A 20,508-nucleotide genomic window follows, 5' to 3' on the forward strand; every position below is an offset into this window, starting at 1 on the left:
GGCCGAGCAGGTCCGCCTGACAGACCGGCAGGGCCCGTACGCCACCGAACCGACTCGGTGACGTACGGGCCCTGTTGCTGTTTCCGGCAGGCCTGACGCACTCGAAAAAACGTTCCCCCATGTGTGGAGATCCTGTTAAGATCCGCTCACTCGTGTGGGGGGTGCCGCCGGGGAACGAGCCCGGGCCTTCCACGCCGGAATCCGTCGACCGCAGCTGAGTGATCGCCTCCCCCCGCGCCCACTGTCTTCCACGGGGAGGAACCCGAGTGGCTCAGCGTGCCCTCACCAACGGCGTCGTCGCCGCGGCACTGGTTATGTCGGTGACCGCGGGTCTGGGACCGACGGCCGCGGCCGTGGCCCCGGCCCCTGCTCCCAGAGACGCTCCGGCGGCCTTCACGGCCCCCGCCGCGGCGAAGGCCGCGGCGGAACCGGTGATCATCCCGCCGGTGATGAGCCAGTCCGTACAGCCGTTCAACTTCGCCGCCGCCGGCCGGCCGCGCCATCCCGACGGCGCCGGCACGGCCGGTGTCTTCCACCGGGTGTCCGGCCCGCCGAGCGCCTACGTCTGGACCCGCTTCGCCGACGGGCGCACCTTCCCCGCCGGCCCGTCCGGAACCGCACCGGTCGACAAGGTGCACGGCACGGGCACGGACGTGATCGTGTACCAGCGCGGGAACACCTTCGAGCTGCGGGACATGGCGGCCGGTACCACCCGCACCCTCACGCTCCCGGACGGCCTGCTCTTCTCCGGCGTCTTCGGCCGCACCGTCGTCGCGGTCAGGATCGCGCCGGACCCCACGGGCGACGAGCCCCGCGCGGCGGACGAGGCGCATCTGCTGGACGTGCGCGAGGACGGAACCGTACGGGACCGCACGGTCGAGGGGCTGCCCGCCGACACCCGGCTGCTGCTCGCCGACTCGGCCGTGGCCGGGGACAGCACATCCGTGGCGCTCCGCTACGTCACCGGCGGCGCCGGGACCCTGGCACTCGTCGACGTGGCGAGCGCGCGCGTCGGCCAGCGGCTCGGCGCGGGGGTCAAGGCCTCGGGCAACGCGTTCCTCCTGACCCCCCGGCACCTTCTCTTCTACGTGGTGGGCACCGGGACGACCATCGGGGTGCTGCCCCGCTCCGACATCGGCGGCACCCCGCGGTCGATCACCTCGGTGCCGCCCGCCGACCGCTACTCCTCCTCCCTCCGCGTCGTCGGCGACTGGCTGATCCACAACCGCGGCAGCGGTCCCCTCATGGCCACACCGCTCGACGGCGGTCCGTCCCGCCAGCTGCTGAGAGCCTCCCGGCAGGACATCGCCGCGGCCGAGAACGGCTCCGCGATCGTCGTCGGAGGGGCCAGCGGCCAGGCGGGCGACCGGGAATGGGGCGTGCACCGGATCACCGAGGGCCCGGACGGCGCCCCCGTGCCGGAGCGGGTGATCGACCTCGCCCCGCTGCCCCGGAAGATCCAGGGGATCGGCCTGTCCGGCGGGCGGCTCACGGTGGCGGACAGCAGGCTCTCCAACCTCCGCGAGGCCACCGTGCGCACCCTGAGCGTGTCGGGGACGCCGACCTACGGCCCGCGGGTCCCGGCCGGCATCACCTTCGCCACCGCGTGCGGACCGGAGGACCCGGACTGCCACGCGATGTTCGGCGCCCTCGACGGCGGTGTCACCTTCCTCGCCCGGCGGGGCGGTGCCGAGGGCGACGAGGTACGCAACTCCGAGGGCAACTCCTTCATCACCGGCGCCTCCGGCGGCACGCTCACGGACGCCGACGGGACGTACGCCGTCTACACGGACAAGGCGGCGGGCGTACAGACCGTCTACCGGTCGTACGGGCCGGAGAAGATCCTCACCCGGAAGCCGGTCGCGACCGCCCTGTCGACGCAGACGCTGTGGAGCGCGGCGGAGAAGCCGGGCACGGTGACGGAGACGGTCCTGGCGACGGGCCGCACCAAGCAGACCGTCGATCTGGGCACCGGCTGCGCACCGCGGGAGCTCCAGGCGCTGGGCCGCTGGCTCTACTGGTCGTGCGGGGAGTCCGGCCCGGCCGGGGTGTACGACCTGACGACGAAGAAGTCGCTGCCCGTACCCGCCGACGAGGCCCTGCTCGGCGACGGCTATCTGGTGCGTCACGACAAGGCCGCCGGAAAGCTGGTGCTGACCGATCTGGTGACCGGCGTCGACACGGGTACGGCGCCGGAGCGGGTGCTCGCGGACCTGCCGGCGACCGAGAACGCGCAGCGTCGCGTGGCGTGGACGGTCGACAAGCACGGCGGCCATGTCGCGTACGTGGACAGCGGCCAGCGGGTGCACGTGGTGCCGACCGGTGTGCCGACGCAGCCGCTGTGGGTCCGCGACGAACTCTCGGTGAGCCAGCCCACGGAGGAGAGCGGCCACTGGCAGTACTCCGCCCGCCTCTCCAAGCCCGTGGGCTCCTGGAAGGCGATCCTCGTCGACCGGCGGACCGGCAGGACGGTCCGTACGCTCACCGGCGGCGAGGCCCGCGACGTCCTGGAGATCGACTGGAACGCCAGGGACGGCGGCGGCCGGCTCGTGGTCAACGGAACCTACGACTGGGTGCTGACGGCGCAGCCCGCCGACGGCCACGGCCGGGCCCTGGTCAGGGCCGGCAAGGTGGACATCGCCCATGCGGCCCCCGCCTGGCGGGACTTCGGCGGGCGGGACGGCCTCGGCGACCTCTTCGTGGCGGTGGAGGACCAGAGCCTCGGCATGCGCCGCGGCAAGCTCCCCGGCACGGTGGGCCCGTACGGCGGTTACTGGGGCATCCTCGACGCCCGCGCCACCGACATCGTCCCGACGGGCGACCTGCGCGGCGACCGCTGCAACGACTACCTGGTCGTGAACAGCGACGGCTCTCTGTACCGGCTCGACGGCACCTGCGACGACGACGGTCCGTACGGCTTCCTCACCGACCCGGTGAAGATCGGCACGGGCTGGAAGGCCTACGACGTGTACTCGCCCGGCGACCTCAACGGCGACGGCGTGGCCGATGTGCTGGCCCGTCAGAAGACCACCGGATCGCTGTACCTGTACGCGTCGAACGGAGCGGGCAAGCTCACGGCCGGCGTCCTGATCGGCACGGGCTGGAAGGGCCTCACGGTCGTCGCCGCCGGTGACCTGACGGGCGACGGCATCGGGGACGTGCTGGCCCGCGACTCCTCCGGAGTGCTGTGGCGGTACGCCGGCACGGGCGCCGGAAAGCTGGCCGCCAAGCAGCGGATCGGCTCCGGCTGGGGCCAGTACAACGCGATCGCGGCGGTCGGCGACATCACGGGCGACGGCAGGAACGACCTGTTCGCCCGGGACAAGGCCGGGGTGCTGTGGCGGTACGAGGGCACGGGCGACGGGCTGTTCGCCCCCCGCGAGAAGCTCAGCCCCGGCTGGCAGGGCTACCTCACGCTGTTCTGACCGCCGGCCGGGCCCGGGCGATCCACTCGCCCGGGCCCGGTGTCGGGCGACGCCGTGCCGGGACGCGATTCGGATACCGGATCGGCTGCCGGGCCGGGGACGGCTATGCTCGTGGAGTGATCGCTCAGGGGCCGTTAGCTCAATTGGTCAGAGCAGCGGACTTTTAATCCGTTGGTTGTGGGTTCGAGTCCCACACGGCCTACCGATCGCGAGGCGGGGCGTAAGCCCGCGGCCTGCGAAGAAGCGCCTCCACCCGGCCCTGCTCGGGTGGAGGCGCTTCGGCGTTCGGTTCCTGCGTCGATCTCTCATCCGGGAGAGCCCCCGGATGGCCGATGACTGTTGAACGTCCTCAGCGCTTCGTTGATCTTTAGTCGAAGATCATCTGACCGTCGGCGTCTGCCGCCGGAAGAGCCGGTGCCTCAGGGGAGGTGACTGCGCGATGCGCCTCTCGGCTCGCCCACGGGGATCCGGCAGTGTCCGGGGCTCTCCGCCGACGCCAGGTGTGCCGGCGAGGAACTTCTTGCCCTTCTCGCCCAGGAACCGGCTGCCGGCCCAGATGGCTGTCGACACATAGTCGCGAAGAATGTCGTCCCGCTGCTGCCCGTCCGCCTCCCAAAGTCTGATCCGGTGGCCATGAGAAGAGTCTTGTGGGTGGGCCCTGGGCGAACCACGCGCAAGGGCCTGGATACGCTTCTGTGATCAATAGCAGTTGTGCGAACGGTGAAGTCGCAGTGCGCGCCATGGGGGATGGCACATGAGTGAAAGCAAATACGGGACGCGTTCCGAAGCGGGTGACGACAGGCTCGCCGAGCCATCGAAACTTCCCCTGTCACCGGACGAGTTGGCACGGCACAACGTGCTGCCGGGGTGGGAAGGGCGCTATGGTGCTCCACCCGCCGACAGCTACGTCGACCCGCTCGACCGGCCTCCGCTGCAGGCTGCCCCGCCCTTCTTTCCCGGCCCGGACCAAGCTCCGCCGCTGCTCCGGCCGCCGGGGCAACAGGCACCGTACGGTCCGGGGCTTCCGGGCTCCCCGAGGACGCCCGGGACTCCGCCGGGCGCGGATCTGAAGATTGCGCCGTCGGTGCTGAACAAGGCCGCGGGCCGCGTGGACGAAATCTACGACGCCTTCTACAAGCCGGCGGCGGGTCTGGAGGAGGCCGCGCTCAAGGCCCTCGGCGCTCTGCAGGGCTGGGAGTCGCATGACGCCGTCCGGCTGGCACATCGGCAATGGGAACGCCAGGCGGGAACGGTCACAGCGTGGTTGGCGCGCATTGCCGAGAGCCTGCGCGTCGCCGACAGCGGCTACACCAAGACGGACATGAAAGTCGATGAGGACATGCGGCAGGTCCGGGCTCGCTCGAAGCTGGAGGACTTCTGATGGTCAAGACCTTCTACGGGGAGTTGCTGTCCACGGACCTGACGGCGCTGGACGGCCTGGCCACACGCTGGAAGTCGATCCACGGTTCCATCAAGGGGCTGAGCAAGCGTATGCACGACGAGGTCCTGGTTCCGTTGCGGAACAAGGGTTACTGGGAGGGCGCCGCAGCCCCGTACGCCTGGAAGATGATCGACGACATCGAGCGCCAGCTGGAGTACGCGGCCAAGGTGGCGGACTCGTCGTGCAGCGTTGTCGATGACGCGGTCCACGAACTCAAAGTGGTGCAAAGAGAACTGAAGGACGCTGTGCGGCGTGCCCGTGAGAAAGGCATGTACATCGGGTCGGACGGAGTCGTGTCCACGTCGGTCGTCGACGGGGAGTGTCGGGTCCAGGTCGACGAGAACGATGTCAAGGAGATCGAGGCGGCGCAGCGTGAGATCACCGCTCTCGTGCAGCGGGGCACCGCAGCCGACCGTAACCTGGCCTTCAGCCTGGCTTCCAATGTCGGCCTCGGCCAATGGTTCAACGAAAAGCCGCGCTTCACGGACATCGACTCGACCAACCGGATCGGGCACGGCGAGTACAACGCCCTCAACCTGGCCATGCAGGGCAAGGATCCCTACCCGGCGACGAGTTCGGACGACCCGTATTCGCTGGGCTGGGACTGGGTCACCGGCGACGGGTCCCGTCACCGCGAGTACTACAGCGGTGACGAGATGACCGAACTGATCCGCTCCAGCGTCAGCATGGAGCAGCTGCGCAACGACACCGTTGCCGAGTGGCGGGCCAAGGGCCTGACCGAGGGGGACGTCGCCTATTCGATCTCCGAGAGCGGAAAGCTCGGAGCGCTGAAGAAGCTGGTCACCACAGACATACCCGCGATCGTCACGGGTGACGAGGAACATCTCGGCGAGGCGTTCATGGGGTCTTACAACCTCCACTACACGGTCAAGGGCGAGGACCCGGACGGTTCTCTCGTCGTGGAGTACTCACTCAAGAACAACACCAGCAATGAGTCCTTCCTGCACTTCGTCGGCTACTACGAGTGGCTGGAGAAGCTCAATCGGGAGGAAGGGGCTTTCTCGTCCGTTGACCAGAAGATCATCTGGACAGAACGCATTCCGGCGAAGGGGAAGTGACGGCATGAGCAGATTTCCCGTCCACGTTCCCGCCCTCGCCCCGCTCCCCGCCCGGCCGCGGCGCGCCCTGGTGGCCGCGTTGCTGTTGCCTCTGCTGCTTCCGCTCGGCGCCTGCTCGGCCGACTCCGCCCGGACGTGCCTGCCCGACGGAGGGGCCGTCAGCTCTGCCGACCTCGTCGGCGCGTACACCGGGCTGCGGGATGCCGAGGGCGTGTCCGTCGGTCTGGAGGCGGACGCGGAACGGCCCGGGGCGTCCGGTGGGCGGGTGACCGTGGAGAACTGGCCTACGGGTGACTGGTACCGGTCGGAGCTGGGGGAGACCTTCGACGGAGCGGGGACCTGGGAGTTCCGGCCGGGCGGGGAGGCGGGGGAGAAGGCCACGGTCTCCTTTGTCTTCACCGAGCCCAGGAAGTTCGGCGCCAACGACACCCTCGACACGTTGACGGTCGCGGCGGACTCCGACCGGATCGTGCTCCACGAGAACGACGACCCGGACATCTGCCCCCGCTTCAGGCTGGAGTCGAGCGCGAGCTGACCCCCTCGTGCCCGTCGTGCGCCGCGCTCATCTCCGCGCCCGGTCGCGCCGGGCTCCGGGAAGAAGGGCTCCACGGAAAAGTGGTCGGAGCGGCCGCTCCGATGACGTAGAGTTGTGTTTACCGACGCGGGGTGGAGCAGCTCGGTAGCTCGCTGGGCTCATAACCCAGAGGTCGCAGGTTCAAATCCTGTCCCCGCTACTGAAGGCCCGGGCCCGGCACGCACAGCGTGCCGGGCCCGAGTCGTTTCCGGGGCCCGGCCGAAGACGCTTGACCTTGACGTTGCGTAAAGATCTAGCGTTTCCGGCATGGAGTGGTCCATTCAGGAAATCGCCCGCCAGGCCGGCACCACGAGCCGCACGCTCCGGCACTACGGGGACCTCGGTCTTCTCGCGCCGAGCCGGATCGGGAGCAACGGCTACCGCTACTACGACCAGGACGCCCTCGTCCGGCTGCAGCGCATCCTGCTGCTGCGGGAGCTCGGTCTGTCGCTGCCCGCCATCAAGGACGTACTCGCGGGGCAGCGGGACACGGCGACGGCGCTGCGGGCGCATCTGCGGCTGCTCGAACAGGAACAGGCGCGCATCGGGCGGCAGATCGCCTCGGTGCGGACCACTCTCCACAAGACCCAGGAGGGGATGGAACTCATGGCCGATGAAGTGTTCGACGGCTTCGACCACACCGCCCACGAGCAGGAGGTGACCGAGCGCTGGGGCCGGGACGCGTACGAGGAGGGCGACCGCTGGTGGCGTTCGCTCGGGGACGGGGAGAAGAAGGCGTTCCAGGACGAGCACGAGGCCATCGCGCGTGACTGGGGGCGGGTCAGGGAGGCCGGGCTGGCCGCCGACGGGGCCGAGGCGCAGGAACTCGCGCGGCGGCACTGCGCGTGGCTGTCGTCGGCCGAGGAGCCCAGCCGTTCGTACGTGATCGGGCTCGGTGAGATGTATGTCGCCGATCCCCGCTTCGGAAAGAACTACGATCGCTACGGGGACGGCACCGCCGCCTTCGTACGGGACGCACTGACGGTCTACGCGGAACACCGGCTCTCCGACTGACCACGGGCCGGGACTCCGTTCGCTTCCCCCTATTCGGCCGATGCGGAGTCGCCGCTCGGCGCGGCTCCGGGAAGCCTGGACGGGGCGCGGTACCGTCCGCAGCCGTGGGTGGACCGGGCAGGAGTGCACAGGTGGGGATGGCCGAGAGACGGCGCAGCGGCACGGCGGGGAGCATGGACGCCGTGGGCCGTGCGGTGTTCGGGTCCCCGGAGAGCAACGTGACGCCCGGCAGCCGGGGGTCACGCCGGTTCGTCCGGATGCTGCCCGCCCTGCTGATCGTCGGCGGGCTGCTGTTCGACTCGCTGGCCCCGCCCAACTTCACCGCCGTCCCGCTGTTCGTGGCGGCCCCGCTGATCGCCGCGCCGTTCTTCTCGCTGTCCCGGACGATCCGCACCGGCATCGCGGCGATCCTCTCCGTCATCGCGATGCGGCTCTCCGACGGGACGTCCACCCAGGTGGTCCCCGTCATCGAGATGATCACCGTGCTCACCGCCTCGGTGCTCGCCCTCGTCATCAACGGGGTCGTACGGCGCAGCAACGAGCAGCTGGCCTCGGCCCGGGTGATCGCCGAGACCGCCATGCGGGCCGTGCTGCCGACGCCGGCCGAGCGGATCGGCGGGCTCCAGGTGGCCGCGCGGTACGAGGCGGCACAGGCGGACGAGTTCGTGGGCGGCGACCTGTTCGCCGTCGCGGACACCCCGTACGGCGTACGCGTGGTGGTCGGCGACGTGCGCGGCAAGGGGCTGGGCGCCGTCGAGGCGGTGGCGGTGATCATCGGGGCGTTCCGGGAGGCCGCCGAGCAGGAGCTCTCGCTGGAGGGTGTGGCGCAGCGGCTGGAGCGGGCGCTGGCCCGGGAGGGGACGCGGCGGTACGGGCTGGACGCCATGGAGGGGTTCATCACCGCCGTACTGGCCGAGATCCCGCCCGGCGCGGCCTCGCTGCGCATCGTGAACCGCGGTCACCCGGAGCCGATCCTGCTGCACGCGGACGGCGCCCTGGAGGTGCTGGCGCCCTCGGTGCCCGCGCTGCCGCTGGGGATGGACCTGGGGGTGTGGCCGGACCGGGCCGACGAGTGGGAGATGCCCGCCGGGGCGACGCTGCTCGCCTTCACGGACGGTCTGTCGGAGGCCAGGGACGCGAACGGGGTCTTCTACGATCCGGCGGCCCGGCTGCGCGGCCGGATCTTCCCGGGCCCCGAGGAGCTGTTGTCGGCGCTGACCGACGACGTACGGCTGCACACCGGGGGGCGGACCACGGACGACATGGCGCTGATCGCGGTCGGCCGGCCGGCGGAGGGGCAGCCCGTGCGCCGGACGACGGTGAAGATCGTGGGCCGGGGCGATGACACGGTGCGTAACTGAAGGACACCGCTCCGCATAACATTTGACACAACGTCAGAAAAAGGAGTGTGGCTGAGTCGCGGTCAAGTCGCCCGATTCCGCCCGCTTGTGACCCGTACATCCCCACCGCGTCCGTTAATGATCAACAGGAACAGCTTGGAATCGGGCCCGGGTGTCTATTAACGTTCGATAACGCAGCGCGGTCGTCCCAGTCGTCGTCAGAGACGGCACCGCGCGCGAGCGCCGAATTCCGCAAGGGAACCGGGGAACCACCTACATGGGGTGAATCGGACGCCTGCGTCTCGTGAGAGACGGAGGGGCCCGTAGGAGACCTTCCTGCTCCGAACCCGTCAGCTAACCCGGTAGGCGAGAAGGAAGGAAAGGAGTGCGCCCACGTGGCGTCCAACAAGCCTGCCCCTGAGGTCCCGTCACCCTTCAGTGCCGACACCTTCGGTGACGCGGAGCGGTCCTGGGAGGAGTGGAATCCCACCGAGGAGTCCATCCGTCCCGTGCGCGGCAGGCACCGCGTAGCCAAGCAGCGTGGTCTGGCCCGTAGCTCCACCGTCCTCGGGGTCGGCGTCATAGCGGCCGTCGGTGCGGGCGGCATGGCCACCGCGCAGGACAAGGCGCCGGTCTCCATCTCTCTTCCCGATTCGATCGCGGACAACCTCCCCGACGCCAAGTCCCTTCCCGGCGTCGGGTCCTTCATGTCGGACGACGCCGAGCCCGCCCCGGTCGCCGCGGCCGCGCCGCTCACCACCGCCGGCCTCACCACCGCCGAGGCCGAGGAGGGCACCGCCGACGCGGGCGAGGCCCTGCGCGCCCGGATCCTCCAGCAGGCCGAGCAGCAGCAGGCCAGCGCCGACGCCGAGGCCAAGGCCGCCGCCGAGAAGGCCGCGGCCGAGAAGGCGGCGCAGGAGGCCAAGAAGCAGCAGGACCAGGCCGAGGCCGAGGCCGCCGCGAAGAAGAAGGCCGAGGAGGAAGCGGCCGCGAAGAAGAAGGAGGCCGAGCGTCTCGCGAAGCTCGCCGCCAGCTTCTCCCTGCCCACCTCCTCGTACACGATCACCTCGACCTACGGTCAGTCCGGCGCCCTGTGGTCCTCGGGCCAGCACACCGGTCTGGACTTCGCCGGGTCGGCCGGTACGCCGATCAAGGCCGTGCACGGCGGCACGATCACGTCGGCCGGCTGGGCCGGTTCGTACGGCTACCGCACGGTGCTCCAGCTCGATGACGGCACGGAGATCTGGTACGCGCACCAGTCCTCGATCGACGTCTCGGTCGGCCAGAAGGTCACCACCGGCGAGACCATCGGCCGCATGGGCGCCACCGGCAACGTGACCGGTGTCCACCTCCACATGGAGGTCCGCACGGCGGGCGGTTCGGCGATGGACCCGATGGCCTGGCTGAACAGCAAGGGCCTCTCGGTCTGAGACCCCGGCATTTCGGTCCGGGGCCCGGGCCGTCCGGTCCGCGTCCCCGGCCCTCCGGCTGACGACGTACGTCCCTTCGTCGCCACCCCGCCCCGAAACCCCGGCAGCCCTGACGCACACCCCCCCCCGACGTCAGGGCTGCCGGTCTGTCCGGGGGCGGCCGGGCCCGGTCGGGGCCCGCGCGGCGGTGACGTGCGCCCCCGTGGTGCGCCATCCGGTGGAACGCCACCCCGTGGAACACCATCCGGCGGAATACCTCCGCCGCCCCGGCCCGTTGAACCCTCACATGACTTCTGCGCGCACTCTCGGCACCTCCGACCTCCAGGTCTTCCCCCTCGCCCTCGGCGGCAACGTCTTCGGCTGGACGGCGGACGAGGAACAGTCCTTCGCCGTCCTGGACGCGTACGTCGCGGCCGGCGGCAACTTCATCGACACCGCCGACGCCTACTCCGCCTGGGTCGAGGGCAACCGGGGCGGCGAGTCGGAGACCGTCATCGGCAAGTGGCTCGCCTCCCGCGGTAACCGGTCCGACATCGTCGTCGCCACCAAGGCCGGCGCCCACCCCGACTTCCGGGGCCTTTCCGCCGGCGCCGTCAAGGGCGCGGCCGAGGCCTCGCTGCGCCGGCTCGGCACCGACCACATCGACCTCTACTACACGCACTTCGACGACGAGACCGTCCCGGTCGAGGAGATCATCACCGCCCTCGATCAGCTGGTGAAGGACGGCAAGGTGCGTCACATCGCCGCCTCCAACATCAGCCCCGAGCGGCTGCGGGCCTCCCTCGACTTCTCCGAGCGCGAGGGCCTCGCCCGGTACGTCGCGCTCCAGCCGCACTACAACCTGGTCTCCCGCGACACCTACGAGGGCGAGCTCCAGGACACCGCGGCCGCCGCCGGCCTCGCCGCCGTCCCGTACTACGCGCTCGCCTCCGGCTTCCTCACCGGCAAGTACCGCCCCGGTACGGCCGTGGAGAGCGCCCGGGCCGCGAAGGCGGGCGGCCACCTGGAGTCGGAGCAGGGCCGCAAGGTGCTGGCCGCGCTCGACCGGGTCGCCGGAGAGCGGAACGCCGAGATCGCGACGGTCGCCCTCGCCTGGCTCGCCGCCCGGCCGACCGTCGCCGCCCCGATCGCCTCCGCCCGTACGGTCGAACAGCTCCCCGCCCTCGTCGCGGTCGCCGACCTGGAGCTGACGGACCGGGAGGTCGCGCTGCTCACCGAGGCATCGGCCTGACGGAACCGCTACCGCGGCGGGCGTCGGTGGGAGGTGGGCGGTGCGCTGCCGTACGGCTGGGGGGCCGGGCCGCCGTAGCCGTACCCGTAACCCGGTCCTCGCCCGTGGCCGTGTCCTTGCCCGTGGCTCTGTCCGTAGCCGTAGCCGTATTCGTACGGTGTCGGCGGGCGGCGGTAGTGGTGGGCGACCGGGCGGTGCGTGAGGCGGGCCGCGTGGGTGAGGGCCGGGGCGGCGATGGCCCGGCGCTGCCAGAGGTGGTGCAGCAACTCCCGCTCCCGTGCGCCGAAGTCCGGGCCCACCGCGCCGTGGCGGGCCCGGCGGCGCAGACCGGCCAGGGAGGTCGCGAACGACTCGTACTCCGCGACCGCGCGGGCCGCCGCCCGGCCCCGGGTCCGGTCCTGCTGCCAGTGGCGGGCCAGGTCGCGGGCCATGCCCCGGGCCCGCATGGAGGAGAGCGCCGTCGGCTCGGCGGGGGTGAGCCAGCCGGCCGCCGCGTACGCGGGCAGCTCGGCGGCGAGCGTACGCAGCTCACGCTGGCGTGACCAGATCGCCAGCCAGGTCACCAGGCCGAACGCCGGGACCATGACGATGCCGTACACCGCGTAGAAGCCGTACGGGCCGAAGGCCGACGAGCCGTTCCACAGGGCGTGCAGACCCATCGCCAGCAGCAGGCCCAGCACCGGCAGGGCGATCCGGCGGACCCGGTGGCGGCGGGCGCTGACGGCCGCGAAGCCGAAGCCGAGGCCGGTGAGGACCGTGAACAGGGGATGCGCGAACGGCGACATCACGATCCGTACGAAGAACGTCCCCGCCGTCACCGAGGCGAACCCGGAGCTGCCCAGCTGCTGGTCCTCGCCGAAGGCGTTGCCCAGATAGAGGATGTTCTCGGTGAACGCGAAGCCCGTCGCGGTGAACCCGGCGACGACGATGCCGTCCACCACCCCGCCGAACTCCCGTCTGCGGAACAGGAAGATCAGCAGCACGGCCGCCGCCTTCGCGCTCTCCTCGACGATCGGGGCGATCACCGTGGCCCCGAGGGTGTCGGCGCTCGCCGGGTCGGCCGTCGCGGTGGCTATCCAGCGCGTCGCGAACGAGTTGGCGATGATCGCGACCAGCGCTGCGGCGCACGCGCCCCAGGCGAAGGAGAAGATCAGATTCCGCCAGGGGCCCGGCTCGACCCGGTCCAGCCAGCGGAAGGCGGCCATCAGGAGCGGCACCGGAAGCACCGCCAGGCTGAGGCCGACGAGGAACCCCTCCGGGCCGGTCTGCTCGCGGACGAGGGCCAGGATCACCAGCCCGCACAGCGCGAGCGCCACGATCACGGCCCCGGCGCGGAACACCTTGCTGCGCCACACCATGCCGACGCGGCGCGGCCGGTAACGCCATTGGCCAGGCTCCGGCGCGGCGCCCAGGACCTCGTCGAGCCGCTGCTCGTGGAGGACCGGGACGGCGGGCCGCGCCTGCTGATGCTGCACGGAAGGGTCGGACACCTCTCGACCCTAACGAGGAGCACCGACACCCGGCGACGGCGCATCCGGCCAGGACGTGGCCGCCCGCGGACGCGTCAGACGCGCGCGAACAGCAGGTCGTGGACGACGTGGCCCTTGTCCAGGCCCTGCCCCTCGAAGCGGGTGAGCGGCCGGAACGCGGGACGCGGGGCGTATCCGCCGTCGGCCGCGGTGTTCGCGAAGCGGGGGTGCGCGGTGAGCACCTCCAGCATCTGCTCGGCGTACGGCTCCCAGTCGGTCGCGCAGTGGACGATCGCGCCGGGCTTCAGCACCGGGGCCACCAGGTCCAGGAACTCCGGCTGGATCAGCCGCCGCTTGTGGTGCCGGGCCTTGGGCCACGGGTCGGGGAAATAGACCCGCAGGCCGTCCAGCGACTCGGGGGCCAGCATCTCGCGCAGCAGGATCACCGCGTCGCCGTTGGCCACCCGTACGTTGGTCGAGCCCGCCTTGTCCGCGAGGCCCAGCAGATTGCCCTGGCCGGGGGTGTGGACGTCGACCGCGAGGATGCCGGTGCCCGGGTCGTCGGCCGCCATCTGCGCGGTGGCCTCGCCCATGCCGAAGCCGATCTCCAGGACGACGGGCAGCCCGTCGAACAGCTCGGTCAGATCGAGGACCCGCTTGCCGTCGATGTCCAGGCCCCACGTGGGCCACAGCCGCTCCAGGGCCTCCTGCTGGCCGGTGGTGACCCGGCTGCGGCGCGGCTGGAAGCTGCGGATCCGGCGCTCGTGGTGCGAGCCGGCCGGGTCGGCGGCGGGGCCGCCGGGGAAGCGGGGCTCCATGCGCAGCCGGCGCGCGCGCTCGAAGGAGGCGGCCCGCAGCGCGGCGGCTTCGTCGGCCGTCACGTCCTCGGCCGTCACGTCGTCGGCGGAGTCGGCGGGGGCCGTGGCGGGGCTGGGGTTCAGGGGCTGCTCAGACACAATGACCGGATTCTACGGCGGGCGGCTTCCACCCCGTCTCCCGAGCCCGGTGCAGCGCGCGCCGCGCCACCTCCCGTCCGATGGGCAGGCACGCCGTCGCGGCGGGCGACGGGGCGTTGAGCACATGCACGGTGTGCGGGGCCTCGCGGATCAGGAAGTCGTCGACCAGCGTGCCGTCCTTGAGCACCGCCTGGGCCCGGACCCCGGCGGGCGACGGGCGCAGATCCTCCTCGGTGACGGCGGGCAGCAGCCGCTGGACGGCCCGGGTGAAGGCGGACCGGGACAGCGAGCGGTGCACCTCGCCCGCCCCGTACCGCCAGTGCCGGCGGGCGATCTGCCAGGTGCCCGGCCAGCTCAGCGTGGACAGCAGTTCGGCGGGGCGGACCTGCGGCCAGGCGTACCCCTCGCGGGCCAGGGCGGGCACCGCGTTCGGACCGACGTGGACGGAGCCGTCGAAGCCCCGGGTGAGGTGGACGCCGAGGAAGGGGAACGCCGGGTCCGGCACCGGGTAGACCAGACCGCGCACCAGCTCGGGGCGGGCCAGCGCGTAGTACTCGCCCCGGAACGGCACGATCCGCACCCCCGGGTCGTCCCCGGCGAGGCGGGCCACCCGGTCGCAGTGGAGCCCCGCGCAGTTGACCAGCACGCGGGCCCGGACGACCAGGCCGTCCGCCGTGCGCACCGCGACGCCCCAGGGCCGCCGGTCTATCGCGGTGACCTCCGCGCCGTACCGCACGATGCCGCCCGCGGCGGTGACCTCGGTCGCGAAGCGGGTGGCCACGGCGGTGAAGTCGCAGACGCCCGTGGTGCCGACCCGGATCGCCGCCAGGCCCCGGACCTCCGGTTCGTACTCCGCGATCTGCGCCGGGCCCAGCTCCCGCACGGGCAGTCCGTGCTCACGGCCGCGCTGCACCAGGCCGTGCAGCCGGGGCAGCTCGGAGCGCTCGGTGGCGACGATCAGCTTGCCGGTGGTGGCGTGGGCGATGGAGTGCTCGGCGCAGAAGTCCGCGAGCTCGGCGGAGCCGCGCAGCGCGTACCGGGCCTTGAGGGAGCCGGGGCGGTAGTAGATGCCGCTGTGGATCACGCCGCTGTTGCGACCGGTCTGGTGGCGGGCGGGGCCGCGCTCCTTCTCCAGGACCGTCACCCGGGTGCCCGGAGCGGCCCGCAGAAGCGCGTACGCGGTCGACAGACCGACGATCCCGCCACCGATCACCAGCACATCGCAGTCGTACGCCGCGTGCGTCATCATCACGCCACCTCCCACCCCGATAGTGCACTGACCCACTGACAACCGGCTCAAACCCGAGTCGGGCAGGGCGTGGCGCACATTCCGCCCGGCGTGCGTCCCGCCGGGCGGCTCGGCCCTACGTCACCAGCAGCGGGCGGGCCCGCTCCCGCAGCTCGGCGACGCGGGGCTCGTCCCCGTACGGTTCCAGGCGGTGCAGCAGATCGCGGACGTACTCCGTGGTGCGGGCCGAGGAGATCCGGCCCGCGACCTCCACCGCCCGGGTGCCCGCCGCGCAGGCCGCGTCCAGGTTGCCCGACTCCAGCTCGGCGACGGCGGACACGACGAGCCGCAGTCCGTGGCTGCGGACGAACTCCTCGGTCGGCCGGGACAGCGCCTGCTCGGTGAAGCGCCGCACCTGGCGGGGGGCCTTCAGGTCCCGGTAGCACTCGGCGGCGTCGGCGGCGAACCGGTCGTAGCCGTAGAAGCCGAGCCAGGGCGGGTCGGAGTCGCCGGCCCGGGACCGCTCCAGCCAGCTCTCCGCGCCCTTGAGCGCGGCCCCCGCGGCCGGTGCGTCGCCGGCCTTCGCATGGGCGCGGGCCTCCACCAGCCGGAAGAAGCTCATGGTGCGGGCGGTGGCGAGGCCGCGGTTGCGTTCGACGGCGGCCTGGGCGAGGTCGACGCCTTCGTCGGCGAAGCCGCGGTAGGTCGCCTGGAGGGACATCGAGGCGAGGACATAGCCGCCGAGCGGGACGTCGGCGGCGGCGCGGGCCAGCCGCAGGGCCTGGATGTAGTAGCGCTGGGCGGCCTCCTGCTGGCCGGTGTCGAAGGCCATCCAGCCGGCCAGCCGGGTCAGCTCGGCGGACGCGCCGAACAGGGCCCGTCCGACCTCGTCGGTGTACGAGCCGAGGAGCAGAGGCGCGGCGTCGACCCGTAAACACTCGGGAACCATGGAGGAACGCCAGTCGCCGCCGCCGTACTTGGAGTCCCACCGCCGGGCGTCCTGGGCCGCCTCGCGCAGCTTCGACACATCGCTGTGGCCGACCCGCAGCGGCGAGGCGTCCGCCGCGGCCTCCGGGCCGGGCTGTACGGGGACGGAGCCGGCCGCGCCGGGTGTGTGGAGGATGTGTGCGCCCCGGGTGTCCGGTGCGCTCTGGGCGCCGCGGGCCGCCGGACCGGGCGGGCCGTCGGGCGAGCCGCCGCGTGCCCCGAGGATCGCCGCCTGCGCCGCCGTCGGGTCCCGGGCCACCGACGGATCGGCGGGGGTTATCAGCCAGCGGGAGGCGGGCGTCGCGTACGCGCTCACCGAGAACGATCCCGCCAGGGACTGCCAGATCCCGCCGCCGCCCCGCCGCCCGGCCAGATCCAGCCGGTACAGCTCGGTCGCCGACCGGACCGCCTCGCCCACGTCCCGGGGAAAGGCGAGGCCGACCTCCGGGGCCGGGTCCGCGTCGGCGAGGCCGATCTCGTGCAGCGGGACCGGCCGGCCGAGCTTGGCCCCGATCGCCGCCGCGATGAGATGCGGCGCGGCGCCCTGCGGCACCATCCCCTTGGCGACCCACCGGGCCACCGAGGTCTTGTCGTAGCGAAGTGTCAGACCGCGCTGTGCTCCGAGGTCGTTGACCCGCCGGGCGAGCCCGGCGTTACTGATTCCCGCGAGGGCGAGAACTGTGCCGAGCTTCTCGTTCGGCCCGCGTTGCTCCCTGGACATGCGCCACCCCTCGACACACAGACAGCCGCCGCGTCACCGAGGACGGCGCGCGGCATTCGTACCGATGCCTCCCCAGGTTCGAACCCTCGTACTCCGCCTGCACACGCATGTGGCTGAGCCCCGAGGAATATGCCCCCCTGCTGAGAACACCAGTAAACACAGCGTAGTTCTCCCTATCCCTACCGTTAAGGGGCAGACGTCCGGATGGCGGGATTGTTGTCCGTGCGGGCGGTCCGGGCCGTCCGGGCGTCGGTGTACGGGCCGGGGTGCGGCGTGCTCCCGGCGTGTGGCCGTGCGCCCGGCCGTGCGCTCTGGCCCGGCCGTCACCGGAACGCTTGGCTGAGTACCGCGTGGGTCGGCCCGCTGCGCTGGACTCAGTGGGCTGGGGGAAACCGCCGCTCCATTCCCCGCGGGCGGCGGACCGGTCCGGGAGGTGAGGCCCACCTCCCGGACTGTGCGTGGAAGGGCTCGCCAGGGGGGCGCGGCACGGTATGCGCGCGTGGTGGCGCTTCGAGAGAATGGCCGAATAGCGACGGTCCGGTGAGGGTCTGGCCAACGGTCCGACTATGGCCGGATATCGGCGCTGTTTCCGGGCGGCGCCGGCCCTTCCCCTTCCACGGGGACGGGCCGGGGCGGCGCGGACACCGGACGACCCGGCCCCCGTAACTCCCGGAACCCACAATTCCGTTGCTGTCGTCGCGGTGAAGGTCGCGTCGGGCCTTTGCCAGGGGCGCATGCTCTTCCGGCGTGCGCCGCCCGTACACCCTCTCCTGCGGCGTTGTCGTGGCAGCATGTCCCGCAGCGGCGTTCCACTCGTCAAGTGCGCCGTTTGTCCACAGCCTGTGGAGGCGGCGATGCGTTGGTTGGTGGGATGGAGCAGTATCGCCGCGAGCTTCGGCACCGTCGGCGCCGTCGGAAACGGCGGAGAGGGGCGCACGGTTCACCCCGTGGGCTCCCAACTCCTTTGGGGGGACCCGGATCCGCTGTGGGCGGTCGGCGACTGGCGCCCCGACGAGATCCGCGTCATCGGTGTCGCGACCCCCGAAGGTGCGCCCACCGCGCGCCTCGCGGTCCTCGGCTGCTGCGGCGCCACCGACGAGCAGTTGCGCGTCGGACTCCTCGCCGCGCGCGGCGGCGCGATGCGCCATCTCACCGCCTGGCCCGGCAGTTACACCGCCGTCGTGCAGATCGGCCGCCGCATCACCGTCGCGGGCGACCTGGCCGGGGCCCGGCCCGTCTTCCACACGCCCTGGGCCAACGGCACCGCCTTCGCCACCGCCGCCCTGCCGCTCGCCGACCTCATCGAGGCCCAGCTCGACATCGGGCACCTGGCTGCCCTGCTCGCCTGCCCGGAGACCCCCGAGGCCCTCGGCGACGGCACGCCCTACGTCGGCGTGAAGCGCGTACCGCCGGGCCACGCGCTGATCCTGCGGGAGGGCTCGCGGGAGATCACCGGTTACGAAGCCGTCGCCTCGCTCGCCGTCGCCGCACCCCAGGCCGACCCGGTGCACGCCGTGGAGGGCGTACGGGACGCGCTCGTCGAAGCCGTACGCGCCCGGCTCACGGCCCCGCGCCATGCGCCGGAAAGCACCCCGCCGGACCCGGGGCCCGTCCCCGGCATGGGCCCCGCCGACCGGCGCGCGGCCCGGGGCGGCCCGGTGGCGGGCATCGGCGCCGATCTCTCCGGAGGCAGCGCCTCGGCCACCCTCGCCCTGCTCGCCTCCGGGCTGCCCGGGCTGCCGGGCACCCTCCTCGGCCACGGCACCGGCGCGGGCGAGCGGCTGCTCGCCGTCACCTTCAACGACCTCACCACCCGGGGCAACGAGGACGAGTTGGAGCGGGCCCGCGCCATCGCCGCCAACCCGCGCCTGCACCATGTGGTCGTCGCGGCGGGCGAAGAGGCCCTGCCGTACGCCGCGTTGGAGACCGGCGCGCTCACCGACGAACCGGCCCCCTCCCTCGTCCTCGCCGAACGCCACCGCCGCCGGCTCGCCGCGGGCAGCGCCGACCACCTCGTCGGGCACGGGGCCCGGCAGGTCCTGGACGCGCACCCGGCCCGCCTCGCCGACCTCCTGATGGACCGGCGCAGACGCCACCTCCTGCGCCCCGTCGCCGCCCTCACCAAGGCCGAAGGCCCCACCGCGCACTCGCTGTTCGTCCCGCTGACGGTCTACCGCGCCGCCCGCCGCCTGGCCCGTACGTCCTACCGCACCGGCCTGGAGTCCGCCGCCGGGCTCCTCCCCGACGCCAACCGCTACGCCCCCGACCTTGCCACCCCCGCCGACGCCTCGCTCGCCGCCCTCGCCTGGTCGCGCCCAGGACCCGCGGCGCGCTGGCTGACGGGAGAGGCGCTGGCCGAAGTATCGGTTCGCCTCCAGGAAGCGGCGATCCGGCCCACCTCCGTGCAGCGCCCGGGGGAGGCCCGGGCCCGCGCCGCGCTCGCCCGGGGGGCCGCCGACCACCGGATCCTGGAGCAGGCCGCGGAGATCCGCAGCCAGCGCCTGCACGCCCCGTTCCTCGACAACCAGGTGGTCAGGGCGGCCCGCGCGCTGCCCGAGTCGCTCCGCGTCCAGCCCGGCGCACGGGCCGCGATCCTGCGCCGGGTGCTCGGCGGGGCGGGCATCCAGGATCTGCCGCCCGGCTGGGGCGCGCCCTCCCAGGCCACCTCCACCGCCGTCACCCGGACCGGCCTGCGCACCGCGCTGCCCGAGCTGATGGCCCTGTTCGACGCCCCGCTGCTGGCCGACGCGGGACTGGTCGAGGCCCGGGTCGTCCGCAAGGCCCTGCGCGCCGCCTCCGAGGGCGAGCCGCTGCCGCTGGACGGCCTGGCGGACCTGGCCTCCACCGAACTGTGGCTGCGCCGCCTGGTGACCCGCCGCGGCACCTGCTGGACGGGCACGGCCGCCCCGCGCCAGCGCGCGGTCGCGGGCGGCGTGATCCCCGCCCGGCGCACGCTCCAACCCTGACCGGAAGACGCCGCCGCAGGCCCCGGCCGGGAACCTCAGGCGCAGCTGATCCGGGACTCCGCCCAGTCCGCCAGGGCCACCCCGCCGATCGCCGTCTCCGGCTCCACCACGAGGCGGATCGAGGACTGGCCGGCGATGCCCACGCTCACCGGGACGGCTGGCTCGCCGCTCTTCATCACCGGGGAGCGCCACAGCCGCGCGCCGTTCCCGTTGAACACGGAGAAGCGCACCGCGCCGAGCAGCGGCGTCAGATCGTCCACCCCGACCATGGCCTCGTAGCGCGTGCACGACCGGTTGAGCTGGATGGTCACCGAGGAGCGGGCGTGCACGGTCACCCCGTGCGCGTAACGGGTGGAGCCGATCGACACGTTCGACCGCTGCCAGATCCAACTGCTCTGCCCCATCGCCACTTCCGGCTCGGTGTGGTCGCCGAACACGGAGTACGCCAGCTCGCTGACCCGATACACCTCCGGGGCGGGCGGGGGCGGCGTGGGCTTCGGCGGCTTGGGCGTCGGCTTCGGGGACGGCGGCGGGCTCGGCGCCGGGGGCGCGGGCTTCGGCGGCGGCTCGGGGGAGGGCGTGGGACTCGGCGTCGGCGTCGGCTTCGGGGCCGGCTCGGACGGGTTCGGCGCCGGGGGCGCGGGCGG

14 protein-coding genes, 2 tRNA genes and 1 riboswitch are annotated in these 20,508 nt (G+C 72.6%); of the genes, 11 read left to right on the plus strand and 5 right to left on the minus strand.

Translation table 11 applies throughout. The features are described from left to right. The first annotated feature begins 266 nt into the window (after nucleotides 1-266). The 10 genes from G3I54_RS11145 (at nucleotide 267) to G3I54_RS11190 (ending at nucleotide 11,534) form a co-directional block, all read left to right on the plus strand. Entirely contained in the window at nucleotides 267-3,425 is a 3,159-nt protein-coding gene (locus G3I54_RS11145; protein ID WP_164613593.1) for a VCBS repeat-containing protein, read from the plus strand. A gap of 128 nt (nucleotides 3,426-3,553) precedes the next feature. Then, nucleotides 3,554-3,627: transfer RNA gene (locus G3I54_RS11150), tRNA-Lys, on the plus strand. A gap of 552 nt (nucleotides 3,628-4,179) precedes the next feature. Further along, the gene (locus G3I54_RS11155; RefSeq protein WP_164613595.1) at nucleotides 4,180-4,806 is read left to right on the plus strand and encodes a hypothetical protein; all 627 of its coding nucleotides are present in this window, start codon (nucleotides 4,180-4,182) and stop codon (nucleotides 4,804-4,806) included. Continuing rightward, nucleotides 4,806-5,945 carry a hypothetical protein gene (locus tag G3I54_RS11160; RefSeq protein WP_164613597.1) on the plus strand — a complete coding sequence of 380 codons (1,140 nt, stop codon included), beginning with the start codon at nucleotides 4,806-4,808 and terminating at the stop codon, nucleotides 5,943-5,945. The genes G3I54_RS11155 and G3I54_RS11160 overlap by 1 nt, the downstream gene beginning before the upstream one ends. Nucleotides 5,946-5,949: 4 nt before the next feature. Beyond that, complete coding sequence (locus tag G3I54_RS11165) at nucleotides 5,950-6,480, plus strand: hypothetical protein (protein ID WP_164613599.1); 531 nt, start codon at nucleotides 5,950-5,952, stop codon at nucleotides 6,478-6,480. 125 nt (nucleotides 6,481-6,605) lie between these two features. After that, nucleotides 6,606-6,679, plus strand: a tRNA-Met gene (locus tag G3I54_RS11170). A 107-nt stretch (nucleotides 6,680-6,786) separates the two neighbouring features. Beyond that, nucleotides 6,787-7,533 carry a MerR family transcriptional regulator gene (locus tag G3I54_RS11175; protein WP_164613601.1) on the plus strand — a complete coding sequence of 249 codons (747 nt, stop codon included), beginning with the start codon at nucleotides 6,787-6,789 and terminating at the stop codon, nucleotides 7,531-7,533. Nucleotides 7,534-7,670: 137 nt separating this feature from the next. Beyond that, nucleotides 7,671-8,894, plus strand: coding sequence for a PP2C family protein-serine/threonine phosphatase (locus G3I54_RS11180; RefSeq protein WP_164613603.1), 1,224 nt, complete (start codon nucleotides 7,671-7,673; stop codon nucleotides 8,892-8,894). 210 nt (nucleotides 8,895-9,104) lie between these two features. Then, nucleotides 9,105-9,257, plus strand: a riboswitch (cyclic di-AMP (ydaO/yuaA leader). 11 nt (nucleotides 9,258-9,268) lie between these two features. Further along, nucleotides 9,269-10,303: a M23 family metallopeptidase gene (locus tag G3I54_RS11185; protein ID WP_164613605.1), complete on the plus strand. Its 1,035-nt coding sequence runs from the start codon at nucleotides 9,269-9,271 to the stop codon at nucleotides 10,301-10,303. 286 nt (nucleotides 10,304-10,589) lie between these two features. Next, nucleotides 10,590-11,534, plus strand: coding sequence for an aldo/keto reductase (locus G3I54_RS11190; RefSeq protein WP_164613607.1), 945 nt, complete (start codon nucleotides 10,590-10,592; stop codon nucleotides 11,532-11,534). An 8-nt stretch (nucleotides 11,535-11,542) separates the two neighbouring features. Here G3I54_RS11190 and G3I54_RS11195 read toward each other — a convergent pair whose 3' ends face one another. The 4 genes from G3I54_RS11195 to G3I54_RS11210 all read right to left on the minus strand — a co-directional run bounded on the left by G3I54_RS11195 (nucleotide 11,543) and on the right by G3I54_RS11210 (nucleotide 16,895). Beyond that, nucleotides 11,543-13,024 (minus strand): PrsW family intramembrane metalloprotease, encoded by a 1,482-nt coding sequence (locus tag G3I54_RS11195; RefSeq protein WP_164613609.1) that lies wholly within the window; start codon nucleotides 13,022-13,024, stop codon nucleotides 11,543-11,545. Between the two features lie 74 nt (nucleotides 13,025-13,098). Beyond that, nucleotides 13,099-13,959: a tRNA (guanosine(46)-N7)-methyltransferase TrmB gene (gene trmB, locus G3I54_RS11200; RefSeq protein WP_164613611.1), complete on the minus strand. Its 861-nt coding sequence runs from the start codon at nucleotides 13,957-13,959 to the stop codon at nucleotides 13,099-13,101. Beyond that, on the minus strand, nucleotides 13,952-15,208 hold the full coding sequence (lhgO, locus tag G3I54_RS11205; RefSeq protein WP_164613613.1) for an L-2-hydroxyglutarate oxidase: 1,257 nt from the start codon (nucleotides 15,206-15,208) through the stop codon (nucleotides 13,952-13,954). The genes trmB and lhgO overlap by 8 nt, the downstream gene beginning before the upstream one ends. Before the next feature lie 115 nt (nucleotides 15,209-15,323). Continuing rightward, nucleotides 15,324-16,895 (minus strand): sporulation protein, encoded by a 1,572-nt coding sequence (locus G3I54_RS11210; RefSeq protein ID WP_164613615.1) that lies wholly within the window; start codon nucleotides 16,893-16,895, stop codon nucleotides 15,324-15,326. An 854-nt stretch (nucleotides 16,896-17,749) separates the two neighbouring features. On the opposite strand from G3I54_RS11210, the gene G3I54_RS11215 reads away from it, so the two are divergent. Beyond that, nucleotides 17,750-19,861, plus strand: coding sequence for an asparagine synthase-related protein (locus tag G3I54_RS11215; RefSeq protein ID WP_164613617.1), 2,112 nt, complete (start codon nucleotides 17,750-17,752; stop codon nucleotides 19,859-19,861). 35 nt (nucleotides 19,862-19,896) lie between these two features. On the opposite strand, the gene G3I54_RS11220 is transcribed toward G3I54_RS11215, so the two are convergent. Then, on the minus strand, nucleotides 19,897-20,508 hold a 612-nt coding region (locus tag G3I54_RS11220), incomplete at its 5' end, for an NPCBM/NEW2 domain-containing protein (RefSeq protein WP_203685955.1).

Source organism: Streptomyces sp. SID14515 (genome assembly GCF_010548505.1).
Taxonomy (GTDB): Bacteria; Actinomycetota; Actinomycetes; order Streptomycetales; family Streptomycetaceae; genus Streptomyces; species Streptomyces caviscabies.

What these genes read in the sequence shown, in the direction of transcription:
- G3I54_RS11165 (WP_164613599.1), top strand. Translation starts at nt 5,950, where the DNA reads ATGAGCAGATTTCCCGTCCACGTTCCCGCCCTCGCCCCGCTCCCCGCC.
- G3I54_RS11190 (WP_164613607.1), top strand. Translation starts at nt 10,590, where the DNA reads ATGACTTCTGCGCGCACTCTCGGCACCTCCGACCTCCAGGTCTTCCCC.
- G3I54_RS11215 (WP_164613617.1), top strand. Translation starts at nt 17,750, where the DNA reads ATGCGTTGGTTGGTGGGATGGAGCAGTATCGCCGCGAGCTTCGGCACC.
- G3I54_RS11160 (WP_164613597.1), top strand. Translation starts at nt 4,806, where the DNA reads ATGGTCAAGACCTTCTACGGGGAGTTGCTGTCCACGGACCTGACGGCG.
- G3I54_RS11210 (WP_164613615.1), bottom strand. Translation starts at nt 16,895, where the DNA reads ATGTCCAGGGAGCAACGCGGGCCGAACGAGAAGCTCGGCACAGTTCTC.
- G3I54_RS11175 (WP_164613601.1), top strand. Translation starts at nt 6,787, where the DNA reads ATGGAGTGGTCCATTCAGGAAATCGCCCGCCAGGCCGGCACCACGAGC.
- lhgO (WP_164613613.1), bottom strand. Translation starts at nt 15,208, where the DNA reads ATGATGACGCACGCGGCGTACGACTGCGATGTGCTGGTGATCGGTGGC.
- G3I54_RS11155 (WP_164613595.1), top strand. Translation starts at nt 4,180, where the DNA reads ATGAGTGAAAGCAAATACGGGACGCGTTCCGAAGCGGGTGACGACAGG.
- G3I54_RS11180 (WP_164613603.1), top strand. Translation starts at nt 7,671, where the DNA reads ATGGCCGAGAGACGGCGCAGCGGCACGGCGGGGAGCATGGACGCCGTG.